Raw genomic sequence first — 24,982 nt, forward strand, 5'->3', positions numbered from 1 at the left:
GGTCACAGCCACTTCCATTTCCAGAAGAAGAACACCTGCAAAGTCAGGATCGCTCCGCACAGGGAGACCACGATCCAGAAGGCGTCGCCATCTTGTACCCCCGGCATACCGCCGACATTGATGCCGAGCAGGCCGGTCAGGAAGCCGAGCGGCAGAAAGATCGCGGCGACTATGGTCAGCACGTAATTGGTACGGTCCGACCGGGCGAGCGCGCGGGCGCGCAATTCGTCCATCAGCACCACCGCGCTTTCCTTGCTGACATCGATATCGTCGAGATAGCGGCGCAAGCGGTCGATCGTTTCGGCGATTTCGCGCCTGTCGTGATCCTCGAACCAGGCCGGCGCATCGCGGCTGATCGATTCCAGCGCCACGTGCTGCGGACCCATATGGCGTTTGAGCGCGAGGCAGTTGCGGCGGATCTGCGCGATATGCTCGAGCGTTTCCTCCGCTTCCTCGTCCAGATCGGCCTCCTCGCACTCGTCGATATGGGCATTCATGTCGACGATCGACTGGTTCATGCGGGTGATCATGTGTTCCGTCAGCGACGTGATAAGGGCGCCCGCATCGCCCGGCCCGCGCCCGCGGTCGATCCGCGCAAGTGTGTCGCGCGGGGTCTGAAGCGGGTCCTTGCGCAGCGTGATCAGGTGTCTGCCATCGCTCCAGACCTGCATCGAGACCATGTCCTCCGGCTCCGCGCCGGGATTGAAGTTGATCCCGCGCAGGGTCGCGACCAGCGTATTGCCTTCGCGAAAGGCGCGCGGCCGGGTGGCATCGCTGGTGAGCAATTCGGCGGTCGGCTCGGGAATCGCCATCCGCTTCTGTAGCCATTCGTAGACACCCCGCTTGTTGCGGCAGAGGTGCATCCAGAGCACTTCGCCATCCTCGGCTGGCTGCCAATCCTGCACCCCGTCCCAGTCTATCGCCCGGCCACCACCCTTTCCATCGAGGACGCGGGCGAACAGCAGCGGGGTCGTCGTGGCTTCATCGTCGGCAAGGCGTTTTTCAGGCATCGCACCCTTTCAACGCGCAATTGCGAGCATGCGCAAGCGCCTTTAACCTGTCGCAGTTCGTCCCTATAGGATGGCGCATGTCCTCCGTAAGACCTTGGCGCGATATCGAGCGTCGCGAGTGCCGCCAGATCATGGTCGGCGATGTGCCCGTGGGCGGCGGCGCGCCGATCACGGTGCAGACCATGACCAACACGCCGACCGAAGACGCCGTCGCCACCATCGACCAGATCCGCCGCTGCGAGGATGCCGGCGCGGACATCATTCGCGTTTCTGTGCCGACGGTCGAGGCCAGCCAGGCGTTCGGCAAGATCACCAAGGCGGCGCGCGTACCGATCGTCGCCGACATCCATTTCCACTACAAGCGCGCGCTCGAAGCCGCCGATGCCGGTGCTGCCTGCCTCCGCATCAACCCCGGCAATATCGGCAGCAGCGAGCGCGTGGCCGAAGTCGTTCGGGCCGCGAAAGCCAATGGCTGCGCGATACGCATCGGCGTAAATGCGGGCAGCCTCGAGAAAGACCTGCTGGAGAAATACGGCGAGCCCTGCCCCGAGGCGCTCATCGAAAGCGCGCTCGACCATATCAAGCTGCTGCAGGACCACGATTTTCACGAATACAAAGTGGCGGTGAAGGCCTCCGACGTGTTTCTCGCGGTCGCCGCCTACCATGGGCTGGCCGAGGCCGTGGACTGCCCTTTGCACTTGGGCATCACCGAGGCTGGCGGACTGATCGGTGGTACGGTCAAATCTTCCATCGGCATGGGCTCGCTGCTGTGGGCCGGGATCGGCGACACGATACGCGTGTCGCTCAGCGCCGAGCCGGAGCAGGAAGTGAAGGTCGGCTACGAAATGCTCAAGGCGCTCGGCCTGCGGACGCGCGGCGTGCGCGTCGTCTCCTGCCCCAGCTGTTCGCGCCAAGGGTTCGATGTGATCCGCACGGTCGAAGCGCTGGAAAAGCGGCTCGAACACATCAAGACGCCGATGAGCCTCTCCGTCCTCGGCTGCGTCGTCAACGGCCCCGGCGAAGCGCGCGAGACCGATATCGGCATCACCGGCGGCGGCAAGGGCAAGCACATGGTTTACCTCTCCGGCGTGACCGACCATCATGTCGAGGACACCGATATGCTCGACCACATCGTCAAGCTGGTCGAGGAGAAAGCCGCCAGGATCGAGGCCGGCGATGATATCGCTTTCGATCCGCATCAAGCCGAAGCTGCCGAGTGAAGCGCGGAGCGATTTTCGCGGCGGCGCTGGCGCTGACATCCGTCTCAGTCACGGTTTCGGCGGAAGAGGGCGACACCTCGGATCATCCCGAAGCACGGCTCTACGATGCTTCGATCGATGCGACCGACGCAGTCAATGTCGCCATGGCGCGCGCGGCCGAGCGACAGGTCAATGTCCTGATCGTACTCGGTGCCAACTGGTGCCATGACAGTCGGGCCTTTGCGGGTTGGACCGAGACTGACCGCATCGGCGGGTTGATCCGCGATAGGTTCGAGCTCGTCTTCGTCAATGTCGGCATGCCGCAATCGGGCGACGGCCATAACGCCCACATCATGCGGCGCTTCCGGATAGAAGAGCAGACGGGCACGCCGATGATACTGGTCGTAACCCCCGACGGGACCCTGCTCAACCGCGACACCGCGCAAAGCTGGCGCAACACTGCTAGCCGCAGCGAGGACGAGATCTACGACGAGCTGGCGATGCTCGCCACGACCGAGATCGCGACGGAGTAAGCCCTGCTCCACGTCGTCCACCACGCAGATTACATGGCGCCGCGCCCCGAACGCGGCACCTTCAAGTTCGACAAATATTTCCTCGTTATGGAAGCGCTGCGGGCGAGCGGCGAGCCGATCACCGAACACGCGCCCGAGCCGATGCCGCGCCAATGGCTGGAGGCAGTGCATTGCCCGGAATATGTCGAGCAAGTCTTCACCGCCAGCGTGCCCCGCGAAAAGGAGCGGCGGATCGGGTTTCCCGTCACCGCGCATATCGCCAGCCGTGTGCGCCACACCAATGGCGGTACCTGGCTGGCAGCGCAGCTGGCGATGGAGCACGGCTATGCCGCCAACAGCGCGGCGGGAAGCCATCATGCGCTGTTCGATACCGGGGCGGGTTACTGCGTGTTCAACGATCTCGCCGTTGCCGCCAACCGCCTGATCGCCGAGGGCGATGCGAAGCGCGTGCTGGTCGTCGATCTCGACGTCCACCAGGGCGATGGCACCGCCAGCCTCACCGCCTTGCGCGACGATATCGTCACCTTCTCCATGCATGCGGAAAAGAACTTCCCCGTCCGCAAGGCCCGCTCGAACCATGACGTGGCATTGCCGGACGGGATGGAGGATGTGGCGTATCTGGAGACGCTGGCCGAGCACCTGCCTCGGCTGCTGGATGATGTCGCGCCCGATATCGTGCTCTACCAGGCCGGGGTCGATCCGCACGAGGACGACAAGCTCGGTCGCCTCAATCTCACCAGCGAAGGCCTGGACGAACGTGATCGTTTTGTCGTGCGTGAGGTGCGCCGGCGTGGTCTGCCCATCGCCAGCGCGCTTGGCGGTGGCTATGGCGAGGACCAGCGCGAGGTCGGCGCGCGCCATGCCCGGTCGATGCTCGCCATGGCGGCGGAAAACCGCAAGCATCCACGGCCGCAGACTGCTAGGGCGAGATCGCAATCGCAGGAGACAGCGTCATGAGCGAGCAAATGGAAACGGATTATTTGATCGTCGGCGCGGGTGCGGTCGGCCTCGCCTTTGCCGACAGCCTGATCGCGCTCGATCCGGATTGCCATGTCACTTTCGTGGACAAGCACGCCAAGCCAGGCGGGCACTGGAACGACGCCTACAGCTTTGTGGCCCTGCACCAGCCGAGTGCGACCTATGGCGTCAATTCGATGGAATTCCCGAACGAGCGGATCGACGAACATGGGCCCAACAAGGGCCTGTTCGCGCTCGCCAGCGGGACCGAGGTGCTGGCCTATTTCGAAGCGGTGATGAACACCAGGCTGCTGCCGACGGGACGCGTCGCCTACCACCGCCTGAGCGAGTATCAGGGCACGGACGAGGACGGCGTGGCGACGATCGTCTCGATCCTCAACGGCGAGGAAACCCGGGTCGGGATCCGCAGGAAACTGGTCGATGCGACCTTCTACCAGACCTCGGTGCCGTCGACCCACAGGCGCAATTTCAGCGAGGCCGACGGCGTCGAGGTCGTCCCGCCCGGCGACCTGCCGAAGCTCTGGAAGCGCGGTGCCGACCTGCCAGAACACTACGTCATCCTCGGCGCGGGCAAGACGGCGATGGATACCGGCGTCTGGCTGATCGAAGCCGGCGTGAAGCCCGATGCCATCAGCTGGGTCCGCCCGCGCGAAAGCTGGCTGTGGAACCGGAAATATACCCAGCCCGGCGAGCAGTTCATCGAAGATGCGATGGACATGCAGATCGCCATGCTGCGTGCCGCGACGAAGGCCACGGACGGTCCGGACCTGATGCGGATCATGGGCGAAGATGGCTATTACCTGCGTATCGACGAGAGCATCGAGCCGGAAATGATGCACTTCGCCACAATCAGCCAGGGCGAGATCGATATCCTGCGGCAGATCACCAACGTGATCCGCAAGGGACGCGTCACAAGGATCGCACCGGGCACGATATCATTCGGCGACGCTAGCGTCGAAGTGCCCGAGAACACGCTCTTCATCGACTGCACCGCCTCGGCCGTGCCGTTCGAGCAGCGCAAGAACACCGGGCCGCAGTTCCGCGGCGACACCATCGTGCTGCAGCCGATCTTCGTGCCGCTGGTCACGCTGAGCGCCGCACTGACGGCATTCTTCGAGGTTCATTTCGACGACGACGACACGAAGAACCTGATGGGCGCGCCGGGCCCGCTGACCGATACCCCCACAACCTTCCCGGCGAGCCAGATGGTCAACTTCATGAACCGCGGGGCATGGTCGCAAAATCCCGACGTGATGAAGTTCCTCGCGACGTCGCGGCTCGATGTCGCCAGCGGAACGATTGCGAAACTGATGGCCGAGAACAGCCCGAAGCTCGCCAAATTGCAGGAGTTTCGCGAGGCTGCGCAGGAATGCATGCCAGCGCTGATAAAGCTTGGTGTGGCTGCCAAGGCGATCCACGAGCAAACCTAGCGGCCGGAACCAAGCCCTATTCACACTGTTGCCAGCATTATTGTAGTATAGGCCGACCATGGACCGCCGAACCCTCCTGAAGACCACGCTCGCGACCGGCGCACTCGCCGCAATGCCGGCGCGCATCTTTGCGCAGCCCGCGGCCGGAACTGTGCGCGAACGCAAGCTGTTCGCGCTCGCCAAGGAGCAGCTCGACAAGGCCGGCGACGTCATTTGGAAGAAGGACATCGTCGGGATCGCCGATTTCGGGCTACGTTCCGACGTGCCGCGTTTCCACTTCGTCAATCTCGACCGGCAGGAAGTGAAGAGCTACCTCGTCAGTCACGGCACCGGCTCGGACCCGGAACACGATGGCTGGCTCAATTCCTACTCCAACGTCGAAGGCTCCAACGCTACCAGCAAGGGCGCTTACATCACGTGGGAATGGTACAAGGGCCGCTACGGCACCTCGGTGCGCCTGGGCGGCCTCGACCCGACCAACGACAACGCGCTGCGCCGGTATATCGTGATGCACCGCGCGTCCTATGCCGAGCCCGAGCATATCGAACGCTGGGGGCGCCTCGGTCGCTCCAACGGCTGCTTCGCCATGGGCGAGGAGCAATTCCGCATCGCCTTGCTCAACCTGTCGGGCGGGCGACTGCTTTACGCCGACAGCCTTGGTTTCGCGGAAGACGGCAACACGGTGACGAAGCCCGAACCGCCAAAGGATCTGGAACTGCTCACGCCGGAGCGCGCGACCGGCGAGGATCGCCTCAATCCCGGCGTCTACTAGCGCGTACTAAGGCGCGGAAACGCGCGGGTCGTCTTCGATCACGATCACCTGTTCGTCGGTCACGCGGCTGCGATTGGCAACGCGCGGCGCATCGAACGCCGCCTTCACCGCATCGTCGCGTCCGTAAAGGTCCTTGAACGTCGAGAGCTTGCCGTCGATGTCCGTCGCCATGGTGAAATAGGTGATATAGACCGGCATCTTCTTCTCGAACCCGACCCGCGTATATTCACCGCTGTTGAGCAGTTCCACGCCCTCGTCCGCCGTCAGGCCCGCCTGAAGGATCGAGAGCGTCAGCGCCAGTTCGGTCGCCCGCTCGGTGCGGATGCAGCCGTGGCTGAGCGCCCGGTTGCTGGTGCCGAACAAATTGCGGCTCGGCGTGTCGTGCAGGAAGATCGCGTGCCTGTTCGGCATGTCGAGCTTCATCCGGCCGAGCGAATTGGTCGGCCCGGGCTGCTGGACCACGGTGACCCAGCCATTGGCACCCTTGGTCGCCTTGTAGCCCTTGGCCCGCGCCCAGCCGGGATTGTTGAGCACTTTCGCGCCCAGCCCTTCACCCTTCACGATGCTTTGCGGTACCGTCCAGGTCGGATTGAGGATCACGCCCTCCACCACTTCGGCAAGCTGCGGGGTCGCCGTGCGCCCCGGCTTGCCGACGATCGTCTTGTAGGTGCGCACGATCTTGTCGTTGACGGTCAGACGCAGCTGATATTCCGGCACATTGGTCATCAGGTACTGCCCGCCAAGATCGCGCGGGAGCCAGCGCCATCGATCCATATTGGCCCGGATCAGTTTGAAACGTTCGGACCCCTTCTCGGCCTTGGCTAGAGCCTGCTTGAGCGCGGCATAGTCGGGATGCAGCGGCGCTACGCTTTCGAGCGCTGCGGTGAGGTCACCGCTTTCGAGCGCCGCTTTCATCACCGTACCGGAACGATACCGATCGGCATCCGGGTCCATCACGAACCATTGCTTGCGGCCGTCCATCGGCGTGCGGCCATCGCGCATGTCCTCGACAAGCCACACGAAGCGCTTGCTGGCTTCCGCGCTCAGCGCGATGCCTTCACCCTGCGCGAGCGCGGCGCGAAGTCCGGGCAGGTCGTAATCCTGCGGGTCGAGGCCGTGGGCCCCGATCCCTTCGATCAATGCGGCCAGCTGCTCGGCCTGCGCCGCCGTCCAGCTCTGCATCTCGGGATCGATCTGCTGGATCGTCTGGAATTCGCCGTCGAAGGCCTCTTCGACAGATCCCTGCGTAGGCGCATCGTATTCGGGATCGCCCGCTTGCTGCGGCTGCGATCCGACTTCCGCCGGCTGTTCTTGTGCCGGAGTGCTCGGCAGAAGGTTCTCGGGCTCGGCCTGCTGTGCGCCGAGGCTCGTCGGCAGGGCCAGGCCCGCGCCGAGCAAAAGGAGAGATTTCAAAGCAGTCGCATGCATAGTCCAAGTCCACCCAAGTCGCCGCACATCCATATCCGGTGCGGCCAGCGGCGATTTTGCCGCAATACCGATGCTGCATCAAGCACACACGCTTTCCGCAGCCTGAATTGCAGGAGCGGCGTGACGCGGTCGCCACGCCGCACTAGAGCGCAGTGATGGACCGCGACCATCCGCTGCTGCCGTTTCTGTTGACGTTCGCGGGCGTCGGCATGCTGTCGCTGATGGACGCCTTCATGAAGAGCGCGTCGCTGGCGGCGGGGGCCTACAGCGCGGCGGTGCTGAGAGCGGTCATGGGAACGGCGCTCATTGCGCCCATCTGGTTGATTGCCGGTGGGAAATGGCCGTCCAACTTCGTCCTCAAGTTTCACCTGCTCCGCGGCACAGTCTCGGGCATTATGGCGCTGAGCTTTTTCTATGCGCTGACCAAGCTGCCGATTGCGGAGGCGATCGCGATTTCCTTCGTCGCCCCGCTGATCGCACTGTACCTCGCCGCGATCCTGCTGGGCGAGCAGATCAGGCGCAAGGCGATCTTTGCGTCGGTGCTGGGATTTGCGGGCACGCTGGTGATCGTCGGCGGCAAGATCGGGCGTGAGCAGGCAAGCGAAGACATGTGGCTCGGCCTCGGCGCATTGCTGTTCTCGGCCATGCTCTATGCCTGGAACTTCATCATCATCCGCCAGCAATCGCAGCTGGCTAAACCGCTGGAAATTGCCAGTTTCCATAGCGGTGTTTCCGCCGTCGTGCTGGGATTGGCCGCACCCTGGTTTCTCATTCTGCCTGGAACCGAAGTGCTGGCCGACATCGGCTGGGCGGCGCTTCTGACGGTTACGGCGGCCATGGCCCTCGCCTGGGCCTATGCCCGCGCCGAAGCGCAGGCGCTCGTGCCGATCGAATATTCCGGATTCCTGTGGGCGGCTCTGTTCGGCTGGCTGTTCTTCGCCGAGCAAGTGACATTGCCGACCGTTGCGGGCACGCTGCTGATCGTCGCCGGGTGCTGGATCGCGGCGCGCGCGCCGACCGAACAGGCGGCAATCTGAGGCCATATTCGCATGGTCCGCCCCTTGACCTGAGCCGCGCAAAAGCGCAGGTGCGCGAGGAAATTCAAGGGCGAAGCGCGCAGCCTCGCGCCGCCTTTTCAAAAGCTCGATGAAAGGACCCCCGGATGACCCAGGTCGGTAAGGACACGCTCGGCACGCGCAGCACTCTCAAGGTCGGTGGCAAGGACTACGCCTATTATTCCTTCGCCAAGGCGGCGGAAAAAATCGGTGGCGTTTCGAAGCTGCCCTTCAGCATGAAGGTCCTGCTGGAAAACATGCTGCGCTTCGAAGACGGTGGGTTCACCGTCTCGACCGACGATATCCAGGCGATTGCCGACTGGCAGAACAATCCGGTCACCGGCAGCGAGATCCAGTATCGCCCGGCCCGCGTCCTTCTTCAGGACTTTACCGGCGTGCCCTGCGTGGTCGACCTTGCCGCCATGCGCGATGCAATCAAGGCGCTCGGCGGCGATACCGCCAAGATCAATCCGCAGGTGCCGGTCAACCTCGTGATCGATCACTCCGTCATGGTCGACGAATTCGGGCACCCCAAGGCGATGGAAGCGAATATGGAGCTCGAATACGCCCGCAATGCCGAGCGTTACGACTTCCTCAAATGGGGATCGAAGAGCTTCGAGAATTTCTCCGCCGTGCCTCCGGGCACCGGCATCTGCCACCAGGTCAACCTCGAACATATCGGCCGCGGGGTGTGGTCGAGCGAGGACCAGGACGGCAATTTGACCGCCTATCCCGACACCTGCGTCGGCACCGACAGCCACACCACCATGATCAATGGCCTGGGCGTGCTGGGCTGGGGCGTCGGCGGGATCGAAGCCGAGGCGGCGATGCTGGGCCAGCCGATCTCCATGCTGATCCCCGAAGTCGTGGGCTTCAAGCTGACCGGCAAGATGGCCGAAGGCGTGACCGCCACCGACCTCGTGCTGACCTGCGTCCAGATGCTGCGCGAAGTCGGCGTGGTCGGGCGCTTCGTCGAATTCTACGGCGAAGGCGTCTCGCACCTCTCGCTTGCCGACCGTGCCACCATCGCCAACATGGCCCCCGAATATGGCGCGACCTGCGGCTTCTTCGGCGTCGACGACAAGACCATCGAATATCTGCGCCTGACCGGTCGCAGCGAGGAAGCGATCGCGCTCGTCGAAGCCTATTCGAAAGAGCAGGGCATGTGGTTCGAGCCCGACAACGAGCCGGTCTTCACCAAGACACTCGAACTCGATCTCGCCGCTGTCGTCCCCAGCCTCGCCGGGCCCAAGCGTCCGCAGGACAAGGTCATCCTCCCCGAGGTGGACGAGCTGTTCAACGGCGAACTGAAGTCGGTCTACAACAAGGAAGGCGCGGTCCGCGTCGATGTCGATGGAAAGGACCACGACATCGGTGACGGCGACGTTGTGATCGCGGCTATCACCAGTTGCACCAACACCTCCAACCCTGACGTACTCATCGCCGCAGGACTGGTCGCGAAGAAAGCCAATGAAAAAGGTCTCAGACCCAAGCCATGGGTCAAGACCTCGCTCGCGCCGGGTTCTCAAGTCGTCACCGACTATCTCGAGAAATCCGGCCTGCAGGACGATCTCGACGATCTCGGCTTCGATCTGGTCGGCTATGGCTGCACCACCTGCATCGGCAATAGCGGGCCGCTCGCCCCGCCGATCAGCAAGGCGATCAACGGGAACGACATCGTTGCTGCCTCCGTCCTCTCCGGCAACCGCAATTTCGAAGGGCGCGTCTCGCCCGACGTGCGCGCCAACTTCCTCGCTTCGCCGCCGCTGGTGGTGGCCTATGCGCTGAAGGGCACCGTTACCGAGGACATCACCACCACCCCGATCGGGCAGGACCAGGACGGCAACGACGTGATGCTCGCCGACCTGTGGCCGAGCAACCAGGAAATCTACGAGCATCGCGTCGCCAATATCGACCGCGAAATGTTCGAAAAGCGCTATGCCGACGTCTACAAGGGCGACGAGCACTGGCAGGCGATCAAGGTCGAGGCCTCCGACACCTATCAGTGGCAGCCGGGCAGCACTTATGTCGCCAGCCCGCCCTTCTTCGATGGCATGGAAATGACGCCCGCGCCGGTGCAGGACATCACCGATGCCAAACCGCTGGCGATCCTCGGCGACTCCGTCACAACCGATCACATCTCGCCCGCGGGTTCGATCAAGGAAGACTCGCCCGCCGGTGAGTATCTGAAGAGCCACCAGGTCGCGAAGCAGGACTTCAATTCCTATGGCTCGCGCCGCGGCAACCACGAGGTCATGATGCGCGGCACCTTCGCCAATATCCGCATCAAGAACGAAATGGTTCCGGGCGTCGAGGGCGGCTACACCGTCTATAACGGCGAGCAGATGCCGATCTACGATGCGGCGATGAAGCACAAGGAAGACGGCACCCCGCTGGTCGTCATCGGCGGCAAGGAATACGGCACCGGCTCCAGCCGCGACTGGGCCGCCAAGGGCACCATCCTGCTCGGTGTGCGCGCCGTGATCGTGGAAAGCTACGAGCGCATCCACCGCTCCAACCTGATCGGCATGGGCGTGCTTCCGCTGCAGTTCAAGGATGGCGATACGCGCGAGACGCTTGGCCTCGACGGCGCGGATACGTTCACGATCAAGGGTCTCGCCGACATGACGCCGGGTCAGGACGTGACGGTCGAAGTGACCCACGCAGACGGATCGACGGCCGAATTCACCGCCCAGTCGCGGATCGATACCGAAAACGAACTGGAATATTTCCGCAATGGCGGTATCCTTCAATACGTGATCCGCAACCTAGCGACTGCCTGACCGACACCGTTAACGCACGATCCATCCTCTCCTGCGCACAATAGTGCAGGAGAGGAGAGGACCGATGCGCAGTCTCATCGTCACCGCGATGGCCATTGCCATTCTCGGCGCGACACCGGCATTCGCGCAAGGCGCGCCTGTCAACCCGCAGATCGATTACTCCGGCTTCATGCAATTGACGCTGGAGGTGGCTCCCTATCGCGAGACGCGGCGCGTATCGCTCGACGATTTTATGGGCAAGGCAGGCGATGAGGGGGCCATCATTCTCGATACGCGCAGTGCGGAGGCCTTCAGCCAAGGTCATCTGAAAGGCGCGATCAACTTGCCGTTCTCTGACTTCACCGAAGAGAAGCTTGCCAAGGTTCTCGGTGCAAATACCTCCAGGCCCATCCTGATCTATTGCAACAACAACTTTTCCGACGGTGTTGCACCCGTCGCGACGAAGCGCGCACCGCTTGCGCTCAACATCCCGACCTTCATCAACCTCTACGGCTATGGCTACACCAATATCTGGGAGCTGGCCGATGTGGTGAAGATCGCCGAGGTCGAGTGGGTCACGTCTTCCAGCCAAACATAAAAAGGGGGCGCGATCCCGATGGAATCGCGCCCCTGCTTTGGAACGGCAGTCTTGTCAGGCTGCCTTCTTGATCATCCACTTGCGGCGACCGAAGATCGCTGCCGCGCCAAGGCCGAACAGGATCGTCATCGGCGGGGCCGGAACCGGCGTGCCGCTGCTGGTGCCGCCGGTCGAACCCGACGACGAAGACGAACTCGAACTGCTGCTCGACGAGGAGCTGGAGCTGCTGCTCGAAGAGGACGAACCGGTCGAGCTGGTCATGTTGCCCGAGGTCGATCCAGAGGTCGAAATGCCGCCGCTCGACGAGCTGGAGCTAGACGAGGAACTCGATGAGCTGCTCGAAGATGAGCTTCCGCCCGACGACCCACCGGTCGTAGTGCCCGGGTGGCCGCTGGTGCCGCCATTCGAACTCATTCCGCTCGTTCCTCCACCCGAGCTCGACGAGCTGGAGCTTGAGGAGCTGGAGGATGACGATGAGCTCGAACTGCTGCTCGACGACGAGCTGGTGACGTTGCCGCTGCTCGTCGACACGTTGCCAGAGCTCGAAGAGACATTGCCCGAGCTCGACGACACGTTGCCAGAGCTCGAAGAGACATTGCCCGAGCTCGACGACACGTTACCCGAACTTGAGGACACGTTGCCGCTGCTCGAGCTGACATTGCCCGACGTGCTGCTGACGTCCACATTGCCCGAACTGGACGTGCTTGTGACGCCCCCCGTCGTGCTGGTGACTCCACCCGTGGTGCTTGTCACGCCACCGGTCGAAGTCGATGAACCGCCAGTGGTGCTCGTTACGCCGCCCGTCGAGGTCGAGGTCGAAGACCCGCCACTGGTGTTCTGGTTGCTGTTGTCGATGTCGATGACGATACCGCTGGAGCCGACTTCGCCGCCCGAAGTAGTGGTAGTCGACGTGATCGCGACGCTGCCGCCGCTCGATCCGCCGCCGCCGAAGAAGCCCCCGAAGAAGCCGCCGCCGAAGCCGCCGAAGCCGCCGCTGCCGCCGATCACGGTCACGCCGCCATCGCCGCCGCTACCGCCGACGAAGCCGCCGCCGACCGGGAACACCGCAGGAGCGACCGAGACGACGGTGGTTCCACCGCCGCAATAGCTCGAGCCGCCACCGGCATAGATCGTACGCGAGGCGCCCGCCACGCCCGGATAGACCGGACCGCCGGGATAGGCACCGCCCGCATAGGCGCCGCCGCCAGCGTAAGATCCGCCAGCATAGGAGCCACCGGCATAGCTGCCGCCTGCGTAGCCGCCCCGGGCACCCGCTGCCCCGGCATAATCTGCGCCTGCGCCGTAAGCGCCATGTGCTCCTGCCGCACCGGCACCATAAGCACCGTGTGCGCCCGCCGCTCCGGCACCGTGAGGACCGGCCCCATGCGCCATCGCACCGCCGCCATGCGTCGCCGCACCGGCTGCAGCCGCGCCAGCTCCCGCTCCGTAAGCCGGGACGCAATCCACGACCTGCTTCACGATCCGGCGCTTGCGCTTGATCTTCTTGGGCGCGCTTTTCACGACGCGCTGCTTCTTGATATACTTGACCGGCTGCGCCTTCACCGATTTGGCGGACTTGTAGGTCACATTCGCAGCCTGGGGTTCAGCGACATGCACCGCGCCCCCTGCAAGCAACGCACCGCCAGCAGCGGTTGCGGACAATTTCGCCAGGGCCATCTTTACCGACATGGGCAAACTCTTCTGTTCCTGCTGGGGCTTTCCTCACATCCGGCGGGTCCGGCGTGGGTGTATCCCCGTGTTGCCCTTGGAACATTCGCACCCTTGAAGCGGCAATCGCGTTAACCATGAAAGCGACATGGCGTGGCGACATTTTTCAGCCGAAAGCCCCGTTAGCCAACGACTTGTCCCGCTATGGCACCGAAATCGTTGAATTCCTTTCTGCGGCGTTAAGACTTTCCGTCGAATAAGCCCGTTTGCGAGCCGGCTGGCGGCTGGCGTTCGAGATGTTCCCAACCGCGATCGTTGAGGCAGCGCCCGCGCGCCGTGCGGGCGACGAGGCCGAGCTGGATCAGGTATGGCTCGACCACGTCCTCGATCGTGTCGCGCGGCTCGGCCAGGCCCGCCGCCAGCGTTTCGACACCGACCGGCCCGCCCTTGTAGATGTCCGCGATCATGGTGAGGTAACGGCGATCCATCGCATCCAGCCCGAGCCCGTCGACCTCGAGCCGCGTGAGCGCGGCATCGGCGATCGGTGAGGTTACGGTTCCAGCCTTTTGTACCTCGGCAAAGTCGCGCACCCGGCGCAGCAGGCGTCCGGCAACGCGCGGCGTCCCCCGGCTGCGCCGCGCGATCTCGCGCGCGCCCGCGGCATCGATAGCGAGCCCCATCAGCCCGGCTCCGCGGGTGACGACTTTCTCCAACTCCTCCTCGGTATAGAAGTTCAACCGCACCGGGATGCCGAAGCGATCGCGCAGGGGCGTCGTCAGCAGGCCCTGCCGGGTCGTGGCGCCGATCAGGGTAAAGGGCGGCAGGTCGATCCGCACGCTGCGTGCCGCCGGTCCTTCGCCGATGATGAGGTCGAGCGCGCGGTCCTCCATCGCCGGATAGAGCACTTCCTCTACCACAGGGTTTAGACGGTGAATCTCGTCGATGAAGAGCACGTCATGCGGCTCGAGATTGGTCAGCAGCGCCGCGAGGTCGCCCGCCTTGGCGATCACCGGCCCCGACGTGGCGCGAAACCCCACGCCCAGCTCGCGCGCGATGATCTGCGCCAGCGTCGTCTTGCCCAGCCCCGGCGGACCGAAGAACAGCGTATGATCCATCGCCTCGCCGCGCGACCTGGCGGCTTCGATGAAGACAGCAAGATTGTCCTTCGCCGCCGCCTGCCCGACGAATTCGGCCAGCGACTTGGGCCGCAATGCCACGTCCGGGTCTTCCGGCTGGCGATCGGGCGTGTGGAGGGGGATGGGGTCGGTCACACCACCCCCATATCGTCATGCTGAACTTGTTTCAGCATCCATGGTGCGGCAATCACCGAAGCATGCCGATCGAGCGAAATCCTTGCGTCTATATTGTTGCGAGCCAACCTCGCGGCACGCTCTACATCGGCGTAACATCCGACCTTATGCAGCGGCTGGCCCAGCATCGGTCGGGTGAGACCGGCGGGTTCACATCCCGATACGGAGTTTTCCGCCTCGTCCGCTTTGAAATGTTCGGCGACATGGAAGCCGCGATCCTGCGAGAGAAGCAACTCAAGCGCTGGCGTCGGCAATGGAAGATCAACCTGATCGAAGGCGATAACCCGCAGTGGCTCGATCTGGGGGTCAACCTCGGATTCGACCCGATCAAGCCGAGCGATACGCGAGATGGATCCTGAAACGAGTTCAGGATGACGGGCTCGAAGGGTGGTAGCGAGCGCCTTCAAAACGGGTTCACCGTATAGCCCTCGCCCTGCAATACGGCATGCGCGGTCATCGCGCTGAGCGCCGTTTCCACGCCGGGGATCAGGTCGCTAGCAACGAGCCCATGCGCCGCGCCGCTCTGGCCGCACAGGATCACGCGGATGCCGGCATCGAGCATGGCGCGGATCATCGCGGCGGAGGGGTTGGTGGCGCCGCGCCCGTCGGCCTGCCATGCGGCATCGGTCAGCAGGTCCATCGACGCGCCGCCATGGACGACGACGGCGAGGCGGATGTCCTCGCGCTCGACGCCATTGGCGACGTGCATGTTCAAGAACCGCGCCGCGCTTTCGATTTGGCGGTTGCGCTTGTCTGCATCGGCCGCCTCCGCAACGTCGAAGGCGACGGCGAATGTCGTGCCGTCCGGCAGCTCGGCCGCCGCTTCGACTGGCGCGTGCGGGGCGAAGCCTTCGAAAACCGGTCCGCTCCTGAAGGCCGCCATGTCCTGCGCGCTCGCTGGCAAAGCCAACGCCATCATCCCGACTGCCACAACAGCTCTCATTGTCCTCTCCATCAGCCCGCCGCCCGCTTCAGCGCCACGCGGATCAGTTCGCTCTCGCTCGCACCTTCGCCCAATTCACCCTGCGCAGTGGCGACGGCGCGGGCGGCGATGGCGGGTTTGAAACCGAGGTTCTCCAGCGCGCTGACCGCATCCGCGCTCGCGCCTCCAGCCGGGTTTGCAGCCATTGCCGCCCCGCCCGGTGCGCTCGGCAAGGCACCGGCCTTGTCCTTCAGTTCGTTGACGATCCGCCCGGCGAGCTTCGGCCCGACACCCTGCGCGCGGGCCACCATCGCGGCATCGCCATTGGCGCAGGCGGTCTGCACTTCCTCGGTCGACAGCGCCGACAGGATCGCCAGCGCGACCTTGCTGCCGACGCCCTGCACCTGCGTCAGCAGGCGGAACCAGTCGCGCTCGCTCGCTTCGGCAAAGCCCAGCAACCGCATGTCGTTCTCGCTCACCTGCAGGTCGGTATAGACCGTGCAAGCCTCCCCGACTTCGCCCAACGCGGCGAGCGATTTCGAGGAGCAATGGACGAGATATCCGACGCCCGAGACGTCGATCACAGCCCAGTCGGTGCCGGTTTCGTCGAGCAGGCCTTTCAGCTTGGCAATCATGACTGCGGCTTCTCCCCCATTTGCCGGCCAAACGCCAGTAGCGAGCGAGTCGTTATCGTCACCCCTTCTGCTGCACGGTTCATCGACGGTGAGGAACACATGGACCGCATGGACCACTGTCCAAGCGCGGAAATCGGATCGATCACGCCGCCATCGTGTGATCGGATTTGTCGATAAGCTAAAAGTGTGTGGCGGCAAGTCACGGCCTCGCCACCCTAGTGCGAGGTTCCGAAGTAGGAAAATTGCGCGCAGCCTCACTTTCACATTCTCGACAGGTGCCCGCTTTGCGCTATGCACGCGGCATGAGCTGGAACACTTTCGGACGCGTGCTGCGCATGACCACCTGGGGCGAGAGCCACGGCCCGGCGATCGGTTGCGTGCTCGACGGATGCCCGCCGGGGATCGCGCTGAGCGAGAGCGACATCCAGCCTTTTCTCGACGCGCGCCGCCCGGGGCAGAACAAGTTCACGACGCAGCGCAAGGAACCGGATCAGGTCCGCATTCTGTCCGGCGTATTCGATGGTCAAGACGGAGTTCAACGCACCACCGGCACGCCGATCAGCCTGATGATCGAGAATGTTGACCAGCGCTCGAAGGACTATTCCGAAGTCGCCAAGGCCTATCGCCCCGGCCATGCCGATTATGCCTATGACGCCAAATACGGGTTCCGCGACTATCGTGGCGGCGGGCGGTCGAGCGCGCGCGAGACCGCCATGCGGGTCGCGGCAGGCGCGGTGGCGCGGTTGATCATTCCCGACGTGACCATCACCGGCTATGTTCGCGAGATCGGCGGAGATGCGATCGATGCCGCCCGGTTCGACAGTGACGCCATCGGCGAGAACCCCTTCTGGTGTCCCGACGCGGATGCAGCGAAGCGGTGGGAAACACTGGTCGACGAGGCGCGCAAGGCCGGATCTTCGCTCGGTGCAGTCGTCGAATGCGTCGCCGAAGGCGTGCCGGCCGGTTGGGGCGCGCCGATCTATGCCAAGCTCGACGGAGACCTCGGCGGCGCGATGATGAGCATCAATGCGGTGAAAGGCGTGGAGATCGGCGACGGATTCGACGCCGCGCGGCTGAGCGGCGAGCAGAATGCCGATCCGATGCGTCCTGCCGCGGAGGGAAGCGATGCCGGCCCCCGCTTCGAGGCCAACCATGCGGGCGGCATCTCGGGCGGAATCAGCACCGGCCAGCCGGTCACGTGCAAGGTCGCCTTCAAGCCGACAAGTTCTATCCTGACCCCGGTCGAAACCATCGACACCGAGGGCAATGCCACCGAAATCCGCACCAAGGGCCGCCACGACCCGTGCGTCGGTATCCGGGGCACCCCTGTGGTCGAAGCGATGATGGCGCTGGTACTGGCCGATCACATGCTGCTCCACCGCGCCCAGTGCGGGCAATAACCGTCAAGCCCCGCTAATCGCTTTCCCCGGAAAGCCCGATTTCTGATTGAGTTTTTCGATTTTCGGAATCGAAACACTCCGCTTTGCTGCGCCGCATCAATTCCTATGTGCAGCGCACCAATTTCATCCCACACAACGGAGACATCATGGGTATCATCGGAAGCACCATCAAACCCTTCAAGGCGACCGCATTCAAGGCCGGCGAAGACTTTTGCGACGTCACCGACGAGGACGTGAAGGGCAAGTGGGCCGTGTTCTTCTTCTATCCGGCCGACTTCACCTTCGTGTGCCCGACCGAGCTGGAAGACCTCGGCGAGAAGTATGCGATGCTGCAGGACATGGACGTCGAAGTCTATGCCGTCAGCACCGACACGCATTTCAGCCACAAGGCCTGGCACGACACCAGCGAGCGCATCGGCAAGCTGACCTTCCCGTTCCTCGGCGACCAGAATCACCAACTCGCGCGCAATTTCGACGTGCTGCGCGAAGGCGTCGGCCTCGCCGATCGCGCCACCTTCGTGGTCGATCCGGACGGCGTGATCCAGCTGGTCGAGCAGACCTGCGAAGGCGTCGGCCGCAATGCCAACGAGCTGACCCGCAAGATCAAGGCGGCCCAGTATGTCCGCGCCAACCCCGGCCAGGTTTGTCCGGCCGCATGGGAAGAAGGCAGCGAAACTCTCGCACCGTCGCTCGATCTCGTCGGCAAGATTTAAGCGCCGACACCCCCTGACCGCCGCGCGCCTGTCCTCCGGCGCGGGCGGCCTGAAGGCCCGGGGCGATCCTCCCCCTCCCTCCCCGTCCCGGGCCTTCCCCCTTTTCAAAGTTCATCAATCGGAGACCCTCGCCCCCATGCTCGACGCATCGATGAAGCAGCAGTTGCAGACCTATTTCGCCAATCTGCGCGAGCCGATCGAGCTCGTCGCCACGCTTGGCGAAGACGACAAGTCGCGCCAGACGCGCGAACTGCTGGAAGAGATCGCCGACCTGCACGATCTCGTCGGCGCGCGCTTCGACGGTGATGCTGCGCGCACGCCGAGCTTCACGATCCAGCGCGCCGATGACACTAGCCGCGCAGTCACCTTCGCAGGCCTGCCGATGGGCCACGAGTTCACCTCGCTGGTGTTGGCGCTGCTCTGGGGTGGCGGTCATCCGCCCAAGGTCGAGCAGGACGTGCTGGAGCAGATCCGCGCGCTCGAAGGCCCGCTCGATTTCGAGATGTTCTTTTCCCTGAGCTGCCACAACTGCCCCGACGTGGTGCAGGCATTGACGCTTATGGCGCTGGAGAATCCGAACATTTCCGCCACGCTGATCGAAGGCGGCACCTTTCAGGACGAAGTCGACCGCCGCGACGTGATGGCGGTGCCTGCGACCTTCCTCAATGGCGAGCCGTTCTTCAACGGCAAGATGAGCCTGGAAGAGGTGCTGGCCAAGGTCGATAGCGGCGCCGACGACAAGGCCGCAGCCAGACTCGACGCGAAGGAGCCTTTCGAGGTCCTGATCGTCGGCGGCGGCCCGGCGGGCGTCGCGGCCGGCATCTACACCGCGCGCAAGGGCTTCACGACCGGCATCGCCGCCGAGCGGTTCGGCGGGCAGTTGCAGGATACGCTCGGCATCGAGAACCTGCCCGGCACGGCTTATACCGAAGGCCCCAAGCTCGCCAATGAGCTCGAGAAGCAGGTCGGCGAAAACGCAATCGACCTGATGAATCTGGCCGAAGCGCGCAAGCTGGTACCAGCTGAAAGCAAGGGCGGCTTGCACAAGGTCGAACTCGCCAATGGCGCGACGCTCAAGGCTCGCAGCCTGATCCTCGCCACCGGTGCACGCTGGCGCGAGCTGGGCGTCCCGGGCGAGGCCGAATATCGCAACAAGGGCGTCGCCTATTGCCCGCACTGCGACGGTCCGCTGTTCAAGGGCAAGCGTGTCGCCGTGATCGGTGGCGGCAATTCCGGCGTCGAAGCGGCCATCGACCTCGCCAAGATCGTCGAGCATGTCACACTGATCGAATTCGACAGCAAATTGCGCGCCGACGAGGTGTTGCAGGCCAAGCTCGCCAGCCTGGGCAATGTCGAGCTTATCAAGAACGCCAAGACCACGGAAATCACCGGCACTAACGGCCGCATGAACGGTCTGGTCTACGAAGACCGCGCAAGCGGCGAGAGCCACACGGTCGAACTGGCTGGCGTCTTCGTCCAGATCGGCCTCGTGCCCAATACCGAATGGCTCAAGGACAGCGGCATCGCCCTTAGCGAGTATGGCGAGATCGAGATCGACGAAGAAGGCGCGACCAACCTGCCCGGCATCTTCGCCGCGGGAGACTGTACCACCGTCCCCTACAAGCAGATCGTCGTCGCCATGGGTGAAGGATCGAAGGCCGGGCTGTCGGCGTTCGATTACCTCATCCGCACCGCACCGGCGGAGGAGATTGCCGAGGCGGCGTGATCGCTGGAAGCCCCTGATTTCGCGAGAATTCATGCGCCATCGCCTTCGGGTGGCGGCGCATTTTCATTGAGGCCGGTCGCGCATCGCCCATCGATCACAAAATCGATCAATAATTGATATTTAATCGATTGGACGGATTACCGCGAAAGCGTCATCTTGCCTGCGTACTTGGGACCTCCCCGAGTCCCCCTCACAAGAACAAGCAGGAGAGATGCAGATGGACGCGAAGACTGGAGATATCAGCGGCGGTTGCCCGTTTCACGGCGACGGCGGCACCCGGTCCCTTTTGGGCCGCACCAACCGGGACTGGTGGCCCGACCAGCTGCAGCTCGAGATCCTCAAGGAAGGCGGCAGGAACCCCGACCCGATGGGCGAGGATTTCGACTATGTCGAAGCCTTCAACGCCATCGACTACACTGCGCTGAAGCAGGACCTGACCGACCTGATGACCGACAGCCAGGAATGGTGGCCGGCGGACTACGGCCACTACGGCCCCTTCTTCATCCGCATGGCGTGGCACGCAGCCGGCACCTATCGCACCGGCGACGGTCGCGGCGGCTCGTCGAGCGGGCAGCAACGCTTCGCCCCGCTCAACAGCTGGCCCGACAACGGCAACTTGGACAAGGCACGCCGCCTGCTGTGGCCGATCAAGCAGAAATACGGCAAGCACATCAGCTGGGCCGACCTGTTCATCCTGACCGGCAACGTCGCCATCGAAAGCATGGGCGGCCCGGTGTTCGGCTTCGGCGGCGGTCGCAAGGACGTCTACGAACCCGAAATGGTCTATTGGGGCACCGAAGAGCAATGGGTCGATACCGGCGCGGAAACACGTATCCACCCGGATGAAGGCCGCGCGCTCGAAAACCCGCTCGCGGCGATCCAGATGGGCCTGATCTACGTCAATCCCGAAGGCCCGGGCGGTGACCCGCACGATCCCGAGGGCATGGCGCGCGACATGCGCGAAACCTTCGCCCGCATGGCGATGAACGACGAGGAAACCGTTGCACTCACTGCCGGCGGACATGCTTTCGGCAAGTGCCATGGCGCCAAGCCCGCCGATACATTCGGCACCGCGCCCGAAGGCGAGAACCTGCACCTGATGGGCATGGGCTGGCTGACCGACGAGGAAGAAATTCGGAATGGTCACGTCACCACCAGCGGCATCGAAGGCCCGTGGACGCCGAACCCGACGCAGTGGGGCAACGACTATTTCCGCCTGCTGTTCAAATACGAATACGAGCTTACCCAGTCGCCTGCTGGCGCTTATCAGTGGACGCCGGTCGATCCCGAGGAGGCCGATATGGCTCCCGACGCCCGCGATCCGTCCAAGAAGGTGCCGACCATCATGACGACGGCCGATATGGCTCTGAAGCGCGACCCGGACTATCGCAAGATTTCCGAGCGCTTCCGCGACGACCAAGCGGCGCTCGACGATGCCTTCGCGCGCGCATGGTTCAAGCTGTGCCACCGCGACATGGGCCCCAAGGTCCGCTACCAGGGCCCGGAAGTCCCGAGCGAAGACCTGATCTGGCAGGATCCGGTTCCTTCAGGCACCGCTCCCTCCGACAGCGACGTCTCGTCCTTCAAGTCGGCCGTGCTCGATAGCGGCCTGACCGTCAGCGAGTTGGTCAAGGCGGCCTGGGCATCGGCTTCGACCTATCGCAATTCGGACCATCGCGGCGGTGCCAATGGCGCGCGCGTGCGCCTCGCTCCGCAGAAGGACTGGGCCGCCAATGACCCGGAAGAGCTCGGCAAGGTCCTGTCCAAACTGGACGAGCTTCGCGGCAACCTGTCGATGGCCGATGCCATCGTACTGGCGGGCAGCGCGGCTATCGAAAAGGCGGCCAGGGATGCCGGCCATTCGGTAAGCGTCGATGTCACCACCGGCCGTGGCGACGCGACAGACGAGCATACCGATGCGGAAAGCTTCGAGCCGCTCGAACCGTTCGCCGACGGTTTCCGTAACTACCTGAAGACCAAGGCGAGCGTGAAGACCGAGGAAATGCTGATCGACAAGGCGCATTTGCTCGGCCTGTCGATCCCGGAAATGACCGCTCTCGTCGGTGGCATGCGGGCGCTCGGCGCGGTCAGTCGTCATGCCGATCATGGCGACCGGATCGGTGTCCTCACCGATCGCCCCGGCCAGCTCACCAACGACTTCTTCGTCAACCTGCTCGACATGGGCACGAAGTGGGAAGTGGTCGACGAAAGCGGCGACGAGGAATTCGTCGGCAAGGACCGCAAGTCCGGCGACGAAAAATGGCGCGCGACCCGCACCGACCTCGTCTTCGGCTCCAACTCGCAGCTCCGCGCGCAGGCCGAAGTGTTCGCGGAAAGCGGCAACGAGCAGCTGTTCCTCGACACCTTCGTGAAGGCCTGGACCAAGGTCATGGACGCCGACCGGTTCGACGTGACTTACGCGAAATACAACTGAGTCAAATTGCTCGGCTGAATGCGAAGACCCCCGGCAGAAATGTCGGGGGTTTTTCTTTGGTTCAGGACCTTGGTTGTGCGAGGCCTCACGAAAATGGCGATAGCCGCGCGGCTATGGGAGGTGTCGCCTATCCGCCATGCAGTGCGATGCTTTCAGCCAGCAGCAGTGCGGAATAGGCCAGCGCCCCGGCCATGAAAGGCAGGACACGGCTTTCCCGCTCCTCGGGCAATTCTTCTTTCAGCACATTGAGCACGATGCCTCCGCCAAGGAAGGCAAAAAGGCACCCCACCATGAGTTCGGGAAGCATTGCGATCTGTCCGAGCAGCCAGCCTGTGACGACCGATGCGCTCAGCACCCAGCGGCTCACAGAATCGTAGAAGTCGAGACCCTCGCGCCGCATGGCGTGGTCGGTGGTGACAAAATGGACCCCCAGCGCAACCGCATAGGTGCCGAGCGCCCATCCCCCTTCCTGCTCCCCATGCACCAGCAGGTAGCCGATCAACAGGTTGTAGAGCGCAAATGCCCCGGTGTGGGTCCAGACCACTTCGCGCGGGACCTCTGCTGCCCGGTCCCGGGCTGTGCGCCCGGCGTGGTGCCGCGCCCAGACCTCGATTGCGTAGAACAGCACCAGTCCCAAGAGAGCGAGGCCGAACACGAACAGCTCCACGCCCCAGAACCCGGTGTCGAGACCGGCTTCGAATTGGCGCTGGTGCAGCGCCAGTTGCGGCATGATGTGCAGGAATACATAGGCAACCGCGATGCCGCCGCCGATCGACAACCAGGCGCTGCGCGGTTTGCGGTCCAGCTTGCGGAACCGGCCAATAGTGAGATGGATGCCAACGAATGCCAGCGCGATCGCCGCGGTCACGAAGGGCACCATTCCCATCGTACCTATATCCACCCTGCGTCCTTGAGCACCTGCACATTGGCGCGGCTCACCGGCGCCTCCAGCCCGGTGTCCAGAACCAGCCGTACATTGCGCCCCTGCCGCTTCACATCGCTGACTGCGCCGCGCGCGACCCACCAGCTGCGATGCACCTGCAAGCCTTCGATTCCGTCCAGTTCGGCCATGGCATCGCGCAAGCGCATGAGGATCAGTTCGGAGCCGAGCACGCTATGCGCGCGGACATAATGATCCTCCATTTCCAGCGCGATCAGCTCAGTGCCCAGTTCGGGCGGAAGACGATCGAGGAAGCGAGGCATGTCTGCACGAGGGGATTCGCTGGACGGAGCCGCCCGCTCGGGCCGCGATGCGACCTGTCCAGGCGACGCATCGCGGGTCGCCGGGATAAGGTTGAACAGAAGGGTAATGACCGCGCCAACGAGGCAGACAGCCAGGTAATGAACCAGCGCCACCTCCGGCGAAGGCATGCGCAACTGGCCGAACAGGCCGTTTACAATCCATACCAGCGTGGCCATCGGCACCGACGCGATAAGAACGCTTGCCAGCCACATCGACCATTCCGGCAGGTCGAGCCTGGGCGCGAGCCGGACGATGACCCCTCCGATCGGCTTGTAGAAGAGATAGCCCATCCAGGCGAGCAGAACCCAGTATGTAATCCGGCCGGGTAACGCCATGTACCCGGTCCCGAGGGGAGCCAATAGCCCCAGCACGATACCGATCGTCGCCAACACCGCCAGATCGATGATGATCTGCCGCACCATACGCACGCGATCTGCCTGTTTGTCCCGAACCATGAATTGCAGACCTAGCGCCCATTCGCGCTTCGTAAAGTGGCAGGGCGGCACAAAACCGCGCAATTCACGCACAGCAGAGCCCGCTGGCGCAACCGGTGTTGCCCGCCAGTGGTCTGGCCTCAAAAGGGTTTCCGACCCGAACAACGGAGGCTCTCATGACCACATATTCCCTGCCCTTTCCCTTGTCGCGCCCGGCCTCCGGTGGACCCGGGCCGGCCGGATTCGACATCGGCCCGGTCGCAAGGACCGCGGTCAGCATCGCCTGCTTCACGATGACCTTTTTCCTGTTGCTGGCATTGGCCAAAGGCGCGCTGGGCCTCGTCCCGAACCTGCACCATTACGACAAATTGCCGGTCATCATTCATGTGGCCAGCGTGGTCCCGGCGGTGCCATTGGGCGGATATCTGCTGCTCGCTCCCAAAGGGACGAAATTGCACAAGAGGCTGGGCAAGCTGTGGCTGGTTCTGATGCTTGTCACCGCTACTTCGGCAATCTTCATCCAGAGCAGCGGCGGCTTCAGCCCCATCCACATTTTCGTGCCGATCACCTTCCACGCCGCCTGGAAAGTCGTTGCGACGGCGCGCAAGGGCGACATTGCCGGGCACAAGAAGCACCTGGTGCTGACCTATCTCACGGCGCTGATGATCCCGGGCATTGCATCCTTCGCGGTGCCGGGGCGGTTGATGAATGTTCTGCTGTTGGGTTGAACGA

General features: G+C 63.7%; 23 protein-coding genes. 16 read left to right on the plus strand and 7 right to left on the minus strand.

What is annotated here, in order from left to right:
* Positions 1 to 2: 2 nt before the first annotated feature.
* Complete coding sequence (locus EL2594_RS10240) at positions 3 to 1,010, minus strand: CorA family divalent cation transporter (RefSeq protein WP_011414991.1); 1,008 nt, start codon at positions 1,008 to 1,010, stop codon at positions 3 to 5.
* Between the two features lie 77 nt (positions 1,011 to 1,087).
* Here EL2594_RS10240 and ispG point away from each other — a divergent pair, with 77 nt between their 5' ends.
* The 5 genes from ispG to EL2594_RS10265 are packed head-to-tail and all read left to right on the plus strand — an operon-like array spanning position 1,088 to position 5,922.
* Positions 1,088 to 2,230, plus strand: a complete 1,143-nt coding sequence (gene ispG / locus EL2594_RS10245) for a flavodoxin-dependent (E)-4-hydroxy-3-methylbut-2-enyl-diphosphate synthase (protein WP_011414992.1) — start codon at positions 1,088 to 1,090, stop codon at positions 2,228 to 2,230.
* Positions 2,227 to 2,742 (plus strand): thioredoxin family protein, encoded by a 516-nt coding sequence (locus EL2594_RS10250; RefSeq protein ID WP_011414993.1) that lies wholly within the window; start codon positions 2,227 to 2,229, stop codon positions 2,740 to 2,742. The genes ispG and EL2594_RS10250 overlap by 4 nt, the downstream gene beginning before the upstream one ends.
* 33 nt (positions 2,743 to 2,775) lie before the next feature.
* Positions 2,776 to 3,699 carry a histone deacetylase family protein gene (locus EL2594_RS10255; RefSeq protein WP_011414994.1) on the plus strand — a complete coding sequence of 308 codons (924 nt, stop codon included), beginning with the start codon at positions 2,776 to 2,778 and terminating at the stop codon, positions 3,697 to 3,699.
* Positions 3,696 to 5,150, plus strand: coding sequence for an NAD(P)-binding protein (locus EL2594_RS10260; protein ID WP_011414995.1), 1,455 nt, complete (start codon positions 3,696 to 3,698; stop codon positions 5,148 to 5,150). Before EL2594_RS10255 ends, EL2594_RS10260 begins: the two co-directional genes overlap by 4 nt.
* A 58-nt stretch (positions 5,151 to 5,208) precedes the next feature.
* Positions 5,209 to 5,922: a murein L,D-transpeptidase catalytic domain-containing protein gene (locus EL2594_RS10265; protein ID WP_011414996.1), complete on the plus strand. Its 714-nt coding sequence runs from the start codon at positions 5,209 to 5,211 to the stop codon at positions 5,920 to 5,922.
* A 6-nt stretch (positions 5,923 to 5,928) separates the two neighbouring features.
* Here EL2594_RS10265 and EL2594_RS10270 read toward each other — a convergent pair whose 3' ends face one another.
* A complete protein-coding gene (locus EL2594_RS10270; protein ID WP_011414997.1) occupies positions 5,929 to 7,350 on the minus strand; it encodes a L,D-transpeptidase family protein in 1,422 nt (473 codons plus the stop codon).
* 155 nt (positions 7,351 to 7,505) lie between these two features.
* Between EL2594_RS10270 and EL2594_RS10275 the strand changes: the two genes are divergently transcribed.
* The 5 genes from EL2594_RS10275 to EL2594_RS15365 all read left to right on the plus strand — a co-directional run bounded on the left by EL2594_RS10275 (position 7,506) and on the right by EL2594_RS15365 (position 13,568).
* The gene (locus EL2594_RS10275; RefSeq protein ID WP_011414998.1) at positions 7,506 to 8,387 is read left to right on the plus strand and encodes a DMT family transporter; all 882 of its coding nucleotides are present in this window, start codon (positions 7,506 to 7,508) and stop codon (positions 8,385 to 8,387) included.
* 125 nt (positions 8,388 to 8,512) lie between these two features.
* Positions 8,513 to 11,188 (plus strand): aconitate hydratase AcnA, encoded by a 2,676-nt coding sequence (acnA, locus tag EL2594_RS10280; RefSeq protein ID WP_011414999.1) that lies wholly within the window; start codon positions 8,513 to 8,515, stop codon positions 11,186 to 11,188.
* A gap of 64 nt (positions 11,189 to 11,252) precedes the next feature.
* Complete coding sequence (locus EL2594_RS10285; protein WP_011415000.1) at positions 11,253 to 11,765, plus strand: rhodanese-like domain-containing protein; 513 nt, start codon at positions 11,253 to 11,255, stop codon at positions 11,763 to 11,765.
* A 67-nt stretch (positions 11,766 to 11,832) separates the two neighbouring features.
* Positions 11,833 to 12,873, plus strand: coding sequence for a hypothetical protein (locus EL2594_RS15520; RefSeq protein ID WP_049762486.1), 1,041 nt, complete (start codon positions 11,833 to 11,835; stop codon positions 12,871 to 12,873).
* A gap of 275 nt (positions 12,874 to 13,148) precedes the next feature.
* Entirely contained in the window at positions 13,149 to 13,568 is a 420-nt protein-coding gene (locus tag EL2594_RS15365; RefSeq protein WP_155806036.1) for a hypothetical protein, read from the plus strand.
* A gap of 104 nt (positions 13,569 to 13,672) precedes the next feature.
* Here EL2594_RS15365 and ruvB read toward each other — a convergent pair whose 3' ends face one another.
* Positions 13,673 to 14,704 carry a Holliday junction branch migration DNA helicase RuvB gene (gene ruvB, locus EL2594_RS10295; RefSeq protein ID WP_011415004.1) on the minus strand — a complete coding sequence of 344 codons (1,032 nt, stop codon included), beginning with the start codon at positions 14,702 to 14,704 and terminating at the stop codon, positions 13,673 to 13,675.
* Positions 14,705 to 14,766: 62 nt separating this feature from the next.
* Here ruvB and EL2594_RS10300 point away from each other — a divergent pair, with 62 nt between their 5' ends.
* Entirely contained in the window at positions 14,767 to 15,102 is a 336-nt protein-coding gene (locus EL2594_RS10300) for a GIY-YIG nuclease family protein (protein ID WP_011415005.1), read from the plus strand.
* 44 nt (positions 15,103 to 15,146) lie between these two features.
* Here the strand turns inward: EL2594_RS10300 and EL2594_RS10305 are convergent, their stop codons facing one another.
* Entirely contained in the window at positions 15,147 to 15,686 is a 540-nt protein-coding gene (locus tag EL2594_RS10305; RefSeq protein ID WP_155806037.1) for a DsrE family protein, read from the minus strand.
* An 11-nt stretch (positions 15,687 to 15,697) separates the two neighbouring features.
* Complete coding sequence (gene ruvA / locus EL2594_RS10310) at positions 15,698 to 16,300, minus strand: Holliday junction branch migration protein RuvA (protein ID WP_011415007.1); 603 nt, start codon at positions 16,298 to 16,300, stop codon at positions 15,698 to 15,700.
* Between the two features lie 302 nt (positions 16,301 to 16,602).
* Here ruvA and aroC point away from each other — a divergent pair, with 302 nt between their 5' ends.
* From aroC to katG, 4 genes are all read left to right on the plus strand, one after another.
* Positions 16,603 to 17,700 carry a chorismate synthase gene (gene aroC / locus EL2594_RS10315; RefSeq protein ID WP_011415008.1) on the plus strand — a complete coding sequence of 366 codons (1,098 nt, stop codon included), beginning with the start codon at positions 16,603 to 16,605 and terminating at the stop codon, positions 17,698 to 17,700.
* Between the two features lie 146 nt (positions 17,701 to 17,846).
* Positions 17,847 to 18,413 (plus strand): alkyl hydroperoxide reductase subunit C, encoded by a 567-nt coding sequence (gene ahpC / locus EL2594_RS10320; protein WP_011415009.1) that lies wholly within the window; start codon positions 17,847 to 17,849, stop codon positions 18,411 to 18,413.
* Between the two features lie 136 nt (positions 18,414 to 18,549).
* Complete coding sequence (gene ahpF / locus EL2594_RS10325) at positions 18,550 to 20,139, plus strand: alkyl hydroperoxide reductase subunit F (protein WP_011415010.1); 1,590 nt, start codon at positions 18,550 to 18,552, stop codon at positions 20,137 to 20,139.
* Positions 20,140 to 20,356: 217 nt separating this feature from the next.
* Positions 20,357 to 22,573 (plus strand): catalase/peroxidase HPI, encoded by a 2,217-nt coding sequence (katG, locus tag EL2594_RS10330; RefSeq protein ID WP_041686001.1) that lies wholly within the window; start codon positions 20,357 to 20,359, stop codon positions 22,571 to 22,573.
* Positions 22,574 to 22,700: 127 nt separating this feature from the next.
* Here katG and EL2594_RS10335 read toward each other — a convergent pair whose 3' ends face one another.
* Together EL2594_RS10335 and EL2594_RS10340 are read right to left on the minus strand one after the other, a co-directional pair.
* Positions 22,701 to 23,474: a hypothetical protein gene (locus EL2594_RS10335; protein WP_155806038.1), complete on the minus strand. Its 774-nt coding sequence runs from the start codon at positions 23,472 to 23,474 to the stop codon at positions 22,701 to 22,703.
* Entirely contained in the window at positions 23,465 to 24,271 is an 807-nt protein-coding gene (locus EL2594_RS10340; protein WP_041686002.1) for a LytTR family DNA-binding domain-containing protein, read from the minus strand. Before EL2594_RS10340 ends, EL2594_RS10335 begins: the two co-directional genes overlap by 10 nt.
* A gap of 155 nt (positions 24,272 to 24,426) precedes the next feature.
* Here EL2594_RS10340 and EL2594_RS10345 point away from each other — a divergent pair, with 155 nt between their 5' ends.
* Entirely contained in the window at positions 24,427 to 24,978 is a 552-nt protein-coding gene (locus EL2594_RS10345) for a DUF2306 domain-containing protein (RefSeq protein ID WP_011415015.1), read from the plus strand.
* Positions 24,979 to 24,982: the final 4 nt, after the last annotated feature.

The organism is Erythrobacter litoralis HTCC2594 (assembly GCF_000013005.1).
GTDB lineage: Bacteria > Pseudomonadota > Alphaproteobacteria > Sphingomonadales > Sphingomonadaceae > Parerythrobacter > Parerythrobacter litoralis_A.